Source organism: Chloroflexus sp. (assembly GCF_034434295.1).
Classification (GTDB): Bacteria; Chloroflexota; Chloroflexia; order Chloroflexales; family Chloroflexaceae; genus Chloroflexus.
This window is the reverse complement of sequence record NZ_DAOTZQ010000025.1, coordinates 65,122-76,797: the sequence shown is the minus strand read 5'-3', so window position 1 is coordinate 76,797 and position 11,676 is coordinate 65,122. Positions and strand designations below refer to the sequence as shown.

Genomic DNA, 11,676 nt, shown 5'->3' with positions numbered 1-11,676 from the left:
GGATTCGCAGTTGAAGGCCAATTGACACGCCACGCCATTGATCGCAACGGTGACCTGCACGATGTGGTGATTATGTCGGCGTTTTTGAAGGTGTGATTATCCAATTCTACAGTGGTAAAATAGATACCAACAGTCTCAAGTTTCATCTCTGGCACAGTGGCAGGTTACAAACCCTACATTAAGAGGGGGTGTTTTCCCTGTTAGCGTCTTACGGAGATTATGAATGAAGCGTTTTTTGAGCGTATTACCCAACGACGTAAAACGGCCATTACGGAATGCTCGCGACTTTGTGGTTAGAGTTAAAAATTTGATCTTATACCAGGGCAAAAACCATTTTTGCCCTGTTTGCCAGAAATCATTACGTGCATTTGCACCTTACGGTCGGTCACGCCGTAAAGGTGCTTTATGCATTTATTGCGGTTCTTTAGAGCGTCATCGGTTATTATGGCTCTATTTAACCCAAAAAACCGACTTGTTTGATGGTAGACCAAAGGATGTTCTTCATATTGCGCCAGAACCATGTTTCAAACCAATCTTTCACCAAAAGCTAGGGGCTGGTTATATCACGGCTGATCTGAACAACGATCACGTGATGGTAAAAATGGACATCACGAATATTCAGTATCCTGATGAGTCCTTTGATGTGATACTGTGCAGCCATGTTCTCGAGCATGTGCCAGATGATCGAACAGCCATGCGCGAGTTCTGGCGCGTCCTGAAACCAACCGGCTGGGCAATCCTGTTAGTGCCGATTATGGCTGAAGTGACATTTGAAGATCCCAGCATTGTCGATCCACAAGCACGATTTATTGCCTTTGGACAGGAAGACCATGTCCGTGTGTATGGACGAGATTTCCCCGACCGGTTACGTGGGGTAGGCTTTACTGTACAAACAACCACGGTTACTGATCTTGTTCCCGACCCTGAAGTGGCCGTGCAGATGGGTTTAACTAAAGATAGTGGAGAGATCTACTTTTGCACAAAGCTTCCTGGATGATTGTCTGTGCTTCCCCCATTGACAACAACCTGTTCCCCTGCTATACTCACCACCAATTGCAGAACGCTGCACTCATCCAGAGCGGTGGAGGGACCGGCCCTGCGAAACCGCGCCAACCCGGCGGAAGTGAACCTGACGGGTGGCAACTCCGGCAGCATAAAGCTGGCAGATGAGAGGAGAGCGGCGTCTTCCCGTAAATCGGTAGAAGAACGTCATCTGACCTCTCATCGCCGTGATGAGAGGTTTTCTTATGGCTATTGAGCAGTTTAGCGGACCAAGTACGGTCGCAGTTCACGCGGGTGAACCGCGTCAGCGTGCATTTGATGCTATCACCCCTCCAGTTGTTCACAGTGCCACCTATACCTTCCGCGATAGTGCTGAGTTGATCGCTTTCCAGTCAGGTGATCTGGAGCGTGAAGAGTACGGTCGCTACGGCAATCCGACGGTACGAGCCGTTGAAGCGCGATTAGCCGCTCTTGAATCACCAACGGCACCTGCCGCAGCACTGCTTTGCGCTTCCGGGATGAATGCATTAACGACGGTGATGCTGGCACTTCTCCCATCAGGCAGCCACGTCATTCTGACCGATGACGGTTATCGGCGCACCCGCCAGTTCGTGCGAACCATGCTGGCCCGCCTGGGTGTGACGCATAGCGTTGTGGCTGCCGCCGACCCTGCCGCGATTGCCGCTGCTATCGATCCGGGACGCACTCGCCTGATTGTTACGGAAGCGCCAACCAATCCCTACCTGCGGGTGATCGATCTGGCTGCCGTGGCAAGCATTGCCCGCGAGCATCGGATTAAGACGCTCATCGACGCCACCTTCGCTACACCCTACAATATGCGGCCACTTGAATACGGGATCGACCTGGTGGTGCATAGCTGTAGCAAATATCTGGCCGGTCACAACGATCTGCTGGCCGGTGTGATCATCGGTCGGCCACCAATTATCAGTGCGCTGCGCGAAACCCAGGGTATCCTCGGAGGTATCTGTGATCCGCATACTGCATATCTGCTCGGTCGCGGGTTGAAGACCTTCGCTCTGCGCATGGAACGCCACAATCAAAATGGTCAGGCGGTAGCCGAATTTCTGGCCCGTCATCCACGGGTAAGCCGGGTGCATTATCCGGGATTACCCGAACACCCCGACCACGCCGTCGCCCGTGCCCAAATGCGCGGCTTTGGTGGCGTTGTCTCATTTGAAGTCGCCGGCGATTTGCAGAGTGCCATGGCTGTGGTCGACCGGCTACGTCTGCCGTACATTGCACCGAGCTTTGGCGGTGTTGAAAGCCTGGTTGAACAACCGGCACTTATGAGTTACTATGAATTGAGTAGTGAAGAACGGCTGGCGGTGGGTATTCGCGACAACCTCATCCGCCTTTCGTGCGGGATTGAGGATGTGAATGACTTAATCGCCGATCTGCAACAGGCTCTTGCCGACGAATAACCTATGCATTCTACCCTTCAGCGCCGGCTCGCTGCCGGCCAGATTGTCGTTACCGGCGAGATCGCACCGCCAAAGGGGGCGGCACGTAGCCATCTCGAAGCACTGGCCCGCAACATTCGTGATTATGTCGATGCGGTCAATTTGACCGACAACCAGCGCGGTATTGCCCGCATGTCTTCGCTGGGTGGGAGTGTCATTTTGCAACAACTCGGCATTGAGCCGATCATGCAAATGACCTGCCAGCATCGCAATCGGATTGCCCTGCAGGCCGATGCGCTCAGTGCAGCAGCTCTTGGCGTGCGTAATTTACTGGCAATGACGGGGGACCATCCCCGGATTGGTGACCATCCAGAGGCCAAAAACGTCCTCGATCTCAATTCATTCCAACTGATCCGGGTCTTACGCACGCTACGCGATCAGGCGACGTTCCAATCCGGTACGCCGCTCAAAGAGGCGCCACGATTCTTTATCGGCAGCGTCGCGAACCCGAATGTTGAACGGGCTGCCCGCCTTGAGAAAAAGATCGAGGCCGGTGCCGAATTTGTCCAAACGCAACTCATCTTCGATGTTGGGCGATTCCGGCAGTGGATGGCCGATGTACGCGCAGCCGGTTTACACCAACAGGCGTATATTCTGGCCGGCGTGATGATCTTGCGTCGACCGCACTCGGCCATCTACCTGCGCGATCACCTGCCCGGTACGCTGATGCCGGAGACGGTGATTGAGCGAATGCAGCGGGCTACCGACAGCGAAGCGGAAGGGATTGCCCTGGCCGCCGAACTGGTAAACGAGCTGCTGAGTATAGAAGGTGTGGCCGGCGTTCACATTATGTCGGTTGACTGGACACGGGCTATTCCTCGAGTGGTGGAACAGGCCGGTCTATTACCCCGGCCACCGGTACCGTCAACCGAAGAGAATGTGCTATAACATATGTAGTACACGCTGATCGATGAAAGTACCACTATGGCTATCATTTTAAAATCTCCTGCCCAGATAGAACTCTTGCGTGCTGCCGGTCAACTGGTACGGCAGACGTTTCAGGTACTGCGTGACCATATTCGGCCAGGGGTGACAACGGCTGAACTCGACGCAATTGCCGAAGAGTTCATTCGCTCGCACGGGGCCGAGCCGGTGTACAAAGGGTATGTACCCGCCGGACGGCGGAACTACATTCCCCCTTTTCCAGGCACGATCTGCGCTTCGATTAACGACGTGATTTGTCACGGTATTCCGAGCAAGCGTGATCGCCTCCGCCAGGGTGATATTGTCGGCATCGATATCGGGTTACGCCTCAACGGCTGGATCGGCGATGCGTGCGAGACCTTTGCTGTCGGCGAGGTTGATGAGGAGACGCAACGACTCCTCGACGTAACCAGGCGGTGCCTTGAGTTAGGAATTGAGCAGGCACGGGTAGGTAACCCCTTGCGGGCAATCGGTGCCGCAATTCAGCGCCACGCCGAAGCGCATGGCTTTTCGGTGGTACGCGAATATACCGGTCATGGCCTGGGGCGTAATCTCCACGAAGAACCGACCATTCTGCATTACGACGATCCCCACCAGACCCGTAAGATTGTTGCCGGGATGGTATTCACGATCGAACCGATGATCAATGCCGGTACAGCCGCAACCAAAGTTGATCGCGATGGCTGGACGGTGCGTACTGCTGATGGAAAGCGATCAGCTCAGTTCGAGCATACGCTGGCTATCACCGAAGAAGGGCCGGTCATTCTGACGGCCTGAGCAGGAGGGCAGATCAACGATGACGCTCGAAGAAGCATTGATCGCAGCACTCGCTGCCGGTGATCGAGCACGAGCCATCGAGCTAGCAACCGAGTTGCATGCCCGTGGTATCGATGTACAGGCAATTGAGGCTGCACTGGCTGCACAACCTCAGCTTGAAGAGCAGCTTTGGGCAACGCTCAACGAAGTTATCCCGATTTCACGGCGAGCATTGAAGCGACGAGCGATCCGTGCCGCCGAAGAACGGGATTGGGGGAACTGGGAGGAAGGACGTCGTCGCTGATCTGGAGTAATGCCTATCCTGCGCCCTCACCTGATCTGCTACTGCACACGGTAGATGACGATAGTCTGCTCACCACTATCGTCGCGAAGCATGATTTCTACCTGATCAGGACGGAGTAATCCACGCGACAAGGGATCGTAATTCGCTGCACCCTCGATATAGTAGTAGTAGACGTGGCCCTCGTAACGAAAACCCCGCACATTACTTGAGCGCACAATAACTCCTGGTTTGACTTCGATGACGGGATCGATGATCAATCCGCTAAGACGACCCTGAATTTCACCGGTCAACGGGGTCAAATCCGGTGTTGTGGTCAGTGATGGACGCGGTGGCGCGGACAACAATAACCAGACAAGTACGCTTAGCAGCAGGCATAACTCTAACCCTACCATGATAAAAAAGAGGTTAGCGCGACCTGATCGCCAGAGATCCGTTATGGTTATTCGCTGCTCTGCCCCAACCGACGCCATCGGCTTGATCATGACGATTTCCTTGTGCACGTTACTGGATACCGGTACTTATGACTGTCATCCAGGTCAGAAGGTAAGTGAGTATAGTGTAACAAACTACTGTAACCAAAGCCATAGGTCTTCGGTCATATTTTGCTGAAAATGATCAACATATCGGAAAGAACGCATCTCACCACTCTGCCGTTACCGATGCCAGATGTGGCCGAAGATATGACATCAAGTGAGTTTCGCGATCAGGTCTACACTATTCCACTAAAGCGCATTAGTTGCAACAATTTTTCAGGTGACAGTGTCTCATTACTGTCGAAACAGATACGGTACAATCTCTTGTGGAGTTTTCTCGTCTCACAAGCATCTTCTGCACAATGCCTGACTGTAGCTTTTAATAGACGTATAATAGCTCCGTAAAGTTCCATCTATAGGACTATTGCGATGAATCGGCGACTGGTGGATCTCTTGCAAGAAGGTATTGCCCTGCTGGGTGGTGCGCTTGGCGGTTTACTCGTTGTGCGGCTGGTGCTGAAATTGCTGGCCGCCCGACCCGATAGCCCGGCGGTGACCTGGCTCTACAATCTGACCGACCCTATAGTGGCAGCATTAGCAATGATGGATCGCGATCAACCACGTTTTGGATCAATTCTGGAACTGAGCACGCTGGCAACCCTTGTATTGATTGTAAGCCTGACGGCCCTGATCTGGGTTGGCCTGGGAAGGATGCAGCGCCAATGAATGAGCAAATTGCGACTATCTTAAGCTGGTTACTCATCATCATGTTGATTTGTTTGACGCTTGCGATTACTGTGCTCTGGCTGATCTGGCAACGATTACGAAACCTGAATGTACCACCGGATGCCGGTTTTTTTGAAACGATGCACTACCTACCCATTGCACTGCCTATTGCCCTTGATTTGCTCGATTTTGGTCTTGACATTCTGGCAGCTCCGGTGAGCTGGCTGGTGCTCGACCGTTTGGGCTTGCGCGGCTTACGCAATAAAGCTGCGGTTGAAGCCCTCATTCCATTGACACAACCAATTCCTGTCTTCACACTGGGCTGGTTGATCGCCCGTCTGACCGGTTTGGGCAAGACGATTCTTGAAGAACAACGGCAATAGGCCCAAGTGAGGGGTAATAGTGCATGACCCCTCACTCTACAGCACATCGCCTGTCCGTTCAGCACACGGGCAACGGCCGCTCAAAATGCCTGGAAGCGGAGACGAACAGCACCATTTTCATCACGCAAGACAAGGGTTCCGGCATTTAATTCGTACTGCGTTACAGCCTGCAACGCCTGATGAAACATGATCTCCTGAGCAGTCACTGCATCATCGGCACATGCCATCAGAGTCGTCATCACATTGCTCAAGGTGATAGTCGCTCCGTTGATTCGATAATCACCGCTAAAGGAATTACAACCGGAAAATCCATTCACCCGACCGGTAGCATCAAATACGATTGTTAATGCGTGCTCTGAATGCAACGGTGGCTGACCATCAATTTCGATCAATTGCCACTGTCTATTGGTAAGATCGGTGGTGGATGTACCAGAATTTGTACAGGCTACCATGAACATAACCAGTAGGAGCATTATTGCCCGGCTTGCGTTCATCGGAAGATGTCCTTTCTTTGTCCTGTTGAATTCGTCGTTATGCCCACTAATACCTGATTGACAAAAACTCGCTATCGTGCAGTAACATCAAACTATCAGGCAATCTCCAAACGTGAGTCAACAGGCAAATGTTCCACAACCATTCACAACATCACCAGCACGCTATCAATCAGTCTGCGCTACAATAGATAGAGAGATACTTCAGACGAGGATTGGAAAATGATTATTCTAAACTATGCTCATCCCATCACCGCAGCGCAGCAAGAACAAATCGTTGCGTTGACCGGCCAGCACATTGATCGATTGCTTGACATTCCCAGTCAAATCGATCAGCAACAACCATTACTTCCGCAAATTATCGCCATGGCCGATGCTGCCGGTCTTTCACCACAGCAATGGCAGAGCGAAGCGATTCTGGTTAATCTCCCGGCACTCAATTTCAGTGCCGCAGCCCTGCTAGCCGAGCTACATGGTCGCATGGGATACTTCCCACCGGTATTACGAATCCGCCCGATAGCCGGGTCGTTGCCGCCTCGCTACGAAGTGGCCGAAATACTCAATCTCCAGGTGCTACGCGACGAAGCACGTACCCGTCGTGCTCAGTAACCTTGTCGGAGAACCGTCTATGAACAGTCGCCTGATTTACCTTGATTACGCTGCCACAACACCGCTCGATCCACGAGTATTGGAAGCGATGATGCCATTCCTGACCGGTATGAGTGGAAACGCATCCAGCATCCATCAGGTTGGGCGGGCTGCGTTGCAGGCGTTGGACGATGCGCGTGAGCAGGTAGCACTGGTGTTAGGGTGTCAGCCGAAAGAGATTGTCTTTACCAGCGGTGGGAGTGAAAGCATTAATCTGGCTATCAAAGGGGTTGCCATGGCGCTACGTGCCCAGGGCAAAACCCATCTCATTAGCAGTACCATCGAACATCACGCCGTTCTCCATGCACTCGACTACCTGGTGGAATATGAGGGGTTTACGGTTACCCTGCTACCGGTTGATCGCACCGGTCGCGTCCAGCCTGCCGATCTCAGTGCTGCGATCCGACCTGAAACCGCGCTCGTCTCGGTGATGTATGCCAACAATGAGACTGGTGTCATCCAGCCGATCACTGAGCTGGCCGCCATTTGTCGCGAGCGTGGCGTGATCTTCCACACGGATGCGGTGCAGGCACCCGGCCAGTTACCACTCGATGTGCATGCGTTAGGAGTTGACCTGCTAAGTCTGACCGCCCACAAGTTTTACGGGCCGCAGGGGGTGGGGATATTGTATCTGCGCCGGGGAACACCGCTGGTGCCGCAGATCAACGGTGGCGCACAGGAACGCCGCCGCCGGGCCGGTACAGAGAACATCGCCGGTATTGTGGGGTTGGCCAAAGCCTTAAGCATTGCTGAGGGTGAGCGTACCACACACGCAAATCGATTACGAGCACTGAGTGAACGCCTGATTGATGGCGTGCTTACTCACATTCCACAATCATGGCTGAATGGCGACCGCCAGGCCCGACTACCGGGCATCGTTAACATAGGTTTCGCCTGTATTGAGACCGAAAGCCTCTTACTGCTGCTCGATCAGCGCGGCATCTGTGCCAGTTCAGGGAGTGCCTGCACCTCTGGCTCACTCGAACCATCACACGTCTTACTGGCAATGGGTCTCTCACCCGACAAAGCCAATGGTTCGATCCGCTTCTCCCTGGGCCGCCAGACTACCGATGAGCAGATTGACACTCTGCTCGATCTGTTACCCGATCTGGTCGCGCAATTGCGAACGCTGACGCCGTGTGTGTGATGCCGGGAGTGCATACCTGGCGTGCATTGTTTCTATGCTCTCTGTTTGACGAGAATATCTGCCCACCCATCAATGAAACCGGCAAAGGCTAGCGGGACACTCGAGCAATCGGTTTGTGTGAAGAGGGATAGCCGGATCAACGCTTACGCTGCGGGTGCGCTGGGTCCACTTCTGCGCTTAGGATAGGGTGGAGGGTAATGGGTTGGCGTGGATCATATTCCCATGCGCCCAGGTATGCTCGTAGCCGTCGCAACGTGCATCGGGTGTAGAGCATAATGGCGGCGTGAAAGCATGGCTGCCGCACGTCAGACTACGCGACACGGGAATACCGGCGTGCTTGATCAGCATTGGAAGGGGAGGTGTTGCTATCGCTTACCCCACCCGACAATGCTTCGGATGGGGGCGGTATTCATAACAGGCTCGCGTGAGCAAAACAGCAGGGGCGCATCTGGAATGCGCCCCTGCTGTTGCGTATGTAGCAGGTTATCAGGCGTCGTAATACATCATGAACTCATACGGATGCGGGCGCAGCGCCAGCCCGACAGCCTCTTTGCGCTTGGCCTCGATGTACGCTTCGAGCAGATCGGTTGTGAAGACATTGCCCTTGAGCAGGAAGTGATAATCCTGTTCGAGTGCATCAAGGGCTTCGGTAAGCGAGCCAGGTGTGCTGCGAATGTCGCCCTTCTCTTCCGGCGAGAGTTCGTAGATGTCAACATCGAGCGGCGGTGGCGGCTCAATCTTGTTCTGGATGCCGTCGAGACCGGCCAGCATCATGGCAGCGAAGGCGAGATACGGGTTACACATTGCATCCGGCGCCCGGAATTCGATACGGCGCGCCTTGGGTGATGAGCTGTAGGTCGGAATACGGATTGCCGCCGAGCGATTGCGCATCGAGTAGACAAGATTGATCGGAGCCTCAAAGCCCGGTACCAGCCGGCGATAGCTATTGGTAGTCGGGGCACAAATTGCTAGCAGCGCCGGAGCGTGCTTGAGAATACCGCCGATGTAGTACTGCGCCGTCTTCGAGAGCAGGGCGTATTGCGTCTCATCGAAGAAGAGCGGCTCGCCATCTTTCCAGAGGCTTTGGTGGGTGTGCATACCCGATCCATTGTCGCCGAAGATCGGCTTTGGCATGAAGGTGGCACTGTAGCCGTGCGCACGAGCGACATTGCGTACAATGTACTTGTACTTCTGCACCTTGTCGGCCATATTGACCAGCGAGTCAAAGCGCATATCGATCTCGCACTGACCGGCGGTTGCCACCTCGTGATGGTGCAGCTCAATCTCGATCCCGATCTCCATCATCTTCAGGATCATCTCGGAGCGAATATCCTGGAGGGTATCGGTAGGTGGAACCGGGAAGTAGCCCTCTTTGTGGCGGATGCGGTAGCCCTTGTTGCCCCCTGGTATTTCAGCACCGGTATTCCAGACCGCTTCCGGGCTGTCGATATAGTAGAAGCCGTGGTTGGCACCTTGACCGAAGCGAACATCACTGAAGAGGAAGAACTCAGCTTCCGGCCCGAAGTAGGCGGTATCGGCAATACCGGTCGTCTTGAGATATGCCTCGGCCTTTTTAGCAACCGTGCGCGGATCGCGGCTGTAGGGCTGGCGGGTGATGGGGTCGATAATGTCACAGATTAGTACCAGTGTTGGCACACTGAGGGTTGGATCGATAAATGCCGTTGATGGATCGGGTACCATCAACATATCGCTCTCGTTGATGGCTTGAAAACCCTTGATTGATGATCCATCAAAGCCCAAACCCTCGCGAATCATATCTTCAGTCAACCGCGAGGCCGGCAGCGAATAGTGCTGCCACCCACCAAAGAGATCGGTAAAGCGGGTATCAACAATTTGAATTCCCTTGGCTTTGATCAATTCGATAACGCCCTTCGCATCCATCGTCATACAAGTCTACTCCTTGCTACACTAGAACGAACGCGGTCCTGCAGAACGAACGTGGTCCTAAAACAGGTAACGACGCCGTGGTACATTTGTGACCAGCGGCGTCGTATTCTTCCTGTCGGTATCCGTAATTGGGAAGCAGATGATACGCGACAAGCGTGGCAGTCGGCACACCCGCGATAACCGAAGTTTTCAATGCGATGCGGCATCGCAACGCCGAAATGTCAACGGTTACGTCGGGCCACATCAGTGTTGGCCGGAGCGCCTACGCAGGCGACGTGCAACATCTGCACCTATTGGGTAGTATAGCGAGCCAGGAGTATCGTTACTACGTTGAGAGGGTACAATCTTCGCCATTACTGGATTGGATGCTTTGCCTAATGTGCAGTACTTGTCTTGACGGGTCTGATCAACAGGTGCGACATCACACGGCACGTAAGCCAGGCTGATCTGATGAAGCAAACAGTGCCCTGGCCAATGGCACATACGCCGCTGCACGACGCACATAGTCACGGGCGGTTGGGTTGTTGCGAATGGCAACCGGATCAACGATACCCTGATTGTGCCAGGCGGCCAGCGTTCGCCACGAAACCGGTTGCCCCTCCATCACCGCCCGCCAGACCCCGCGCTCAAGGTTCGCGGCCAGATAGTGTACTGCCAGTTCGTCGTTACTGATCTCCGCTGTCAATGCAGCGAACAAGGCTCGTTGATCGTTGAATTTCGTCGGATCAATCTGACTGCCTGTAACTTGCAACGGAATACGCAGCATACGACCATCGGCGAGTGGCACCTCGCCGGCCAGAATCTCGGCGGCAACCGAAGGGCGTAAATTGGCCGGCCAGACACTAAAATTGGCTCCCCAACCGTGTAAATTGACCTGTTGTTGAGCACCCTGGTAGAGCGGTGTCACCATGCGCAGCGGTGGCACCAGCTCTTCCGCCCAGCCAAAATTCTCATTGTAAAGGATGGTTGCAATCACGACCGCAAACTCGCGATCACTCATCCCCGACAGATGGGGGTGGTTGTGTCGGGCCGCAGCATCCAAAATGGCATTGCGCAATCGCCGCATCCGGGCAGCAAATTCGGGGCGCACGAATGCTTCTATGGTCGGGCCAGGGCGAGTCGGCGGCGCGGCTCGCGCCTGTCGCCAGGCAGAATGGGCATGGACTGGGCTAAGCCATAACGCCGCGTGATCTACGCCGATCAGGCAGAGCAATACCACGATCACAAGCAAGCGTCGCATAGACACCTCCCCTGCCGGTATGATATGCACGCCAATCTGGTAATGGTCAACAGTCCGCAGACGGATATTCGTATAGGTAGCTCCTATGTACAAAGACGTAAAAAGCCTCGCTCGTGTTCTGGTCAACATACGATGGGTCATCAAACAGAAGACGCACAAAGTACTATTGCCTGGCCGTATTATTGTTCGTTAT

At 54.0% G+C, this 11,676-nt stretch carries 13 protein-coding genes and 1 riboswitch; of the genes, 9 read left to right on the top strand and 4 right to left on the bottom strand.

The window, feature by feature from the left end; genetic code table 11:
- Positions 1–223: 223 nt before the first annotated feature.
- From VAE57_RS04355 to VAE57_RS04335, 5 genes are all read left to right on the top strand, one after another.
- Positions 224–997: a class I SAM-dependent methyltransferase gene (locus VAE57_RS04355; RefSeq protein WP_322820678.1), complete on the top strand. Its 774-nt coding sequence runs from the start codon at positions 224–226 to the stop codon at positions 995–997.
- Between the two features lie 69 nt (positions 998–1,066).
- Positions 1,067–1,173, top strand: a riboswitch (SAM riboswitch).
- Between the two features lie 74 nt (positions 1,174–1,247).
- Positions 1,248–2,444: a PLP-dependent aspartate aminotransferase family protein gene (locus VAE57_RS04350; protein WP_322820677.1), complete on the top strand. Its 1,197-nt coding sequence runs from the start codon at positions 1,248–1,250 to the stop codon at positions 2,442–2,444.
- Between the two features lie 3 nt (positions 2,445–2,447).
- The gene (locus VAE57_RS04345; protein WP_322820676.1) at positions 2,448–3,371 is read left to right on the top strand and encodes a methylenetetrahydrofolate reductase; all 924 of its coding nucleotides are present in this window, start codon (positions 2,448–2,450) and stop codon (positions 3,369–3,371) included.
- 36 nt (positions 3,372–3,407) lie between these two features.
- Positions 3,408–4,184, top strand: coding sequence for a type I methionyl aminopeptidase (map, locus tag VAE57_RS04340; RefSeq protein WP_322820675.1), 777 nt, complete (start codon positions 3,408–3,410; stop codon positions 4,182–4,184).
- 19 nt (positions 4,185–4,203) lie between these two features.
- The gene (locus VAE57_RS04335; protein WP_322820674.1) at positions 4,204–4,467 is read left to right on the top strand and encodes a hypothetical protein; all 264 of its coding nucleotides are present in this window, start codon (positions 4,204–4,206) and stop codon (positions 4,465–4,467) included.
- Positions 4,468–4,505: 38 nt separating this feature from the next.
- Here the strand turns inward: VAE57_RS04335 and VAE57_RS04330 are convergent, their stop codons facing one another.
- Positions 4,506–4,949, bottom strand: coding sequence for a hypothetical protein (locus VAE57_RS04330; RefSeq protein ID WP_322820673.1), 444 nt, complete (start codon positions 4,947–4,949; stop codon positions 4,506–4,508).
- A gap of 420 nt (positions 4,950–5,369) precedes the next feature.
- Between VAE57_RS04330 and VAE57_RS04325 the strand changes: the two genes are divergently transcribed.
- Positions 5,370–5,666 (top strand): YggT family protein, encoded by a 297-nt coding sequence (locus tag VAE57_RS04325; protein WP_322820672.1) that lies wholly within the window; start codon positions 5,370–5,372, stop codon positions 5,664–5,666.
- Positions 5,663–6,049, top strand: a complete 387-nt coding sequence (locus tag VAE57_RS04320; RefSeq protein ID WP_322820671.1) for a hypothetical protein — start codon at positions 5,663–5,665, stop codon at positions 6,047–6,049. Before VAE57_RS04325 ends, VAE57_RS04320 begins: the two co-directional genes overlap by 4 nt.
- Before the next feature lie 80 nt (positions 6,050–6,129).
- Here VAE57_RS04320 and VAE57_RS04315 read toward each other — a convergent pair whose 3' ends face one another.
- A complete protein-coding gene (locus VAE57_RS04315) occupies positions 6,130–6,543 on the bottom strand; it encodes an META domain-containing protein (RefSeq protein ID WP_322820670.1) in 414 nt (137 codons plus the stop codon).
- 219 nt (positions 6,544–6,762) lie between these two features.
- Here VAE57_RS04315 and csx15 point away from each other — a divergent pair, with 219 nt between their 5' ends.
- Positions 6,763–7,149: a CRISPR-associated protein Csx15 gene (csx15, locus tag VAE57_RS04310; RefSeq protein WP_322820669.1), complete on the top strand. Its 387-nt coding sequence runs from the start codon at positions 6,763–6,765 to the stop codon at positions 7,147–7,149.
- Positions 7,150–7,168: 19 nt separating this feature from the next.
- Positions 7,169–8,335 (top strand): cysteine desulfurase family protein, encoded by a 1,167-nt coding sequence (locus VAE57_RS04305; protein ID WP_322820668.1) that lies wholly within the window; start codon positions 7,169–7,171, stop codon positions 8,333–8,335.
- A 486-nt stretch (positions 8,336–8,821) separates the two neighbouring features.
- Here the strand turns inward: VAE57_RS04305 and glnA are convergent, their stop codons facing one another.
- The gene (gene glnA, locus VAE57_RS04300; RefSeq protein WP_322820667.1) at positions 8,822–10,243 is read right to left on the bottom strand and encodes a type I glutamate--ammonia ligase; all 1,422 of its coding nucleotides are present in this window, start codon (positions 10,241–10,243) and stop codon (positions 8,822–8,824) included.
- A gap of 421 nt (positions 10,244–10,664) precedes the next feature.
- Complete coding sequence (locus VAE57_RS04295) at positions 10,665–11,483, bottom strand: hypothetical protein (protein ID WP_322820666.1); 819 nt, start codon at positions 11,481–11,483, stop codon at positions 10,665–10,667.
- Positions 11,484–11,676 lie beyond the last annotated feature (193 nt).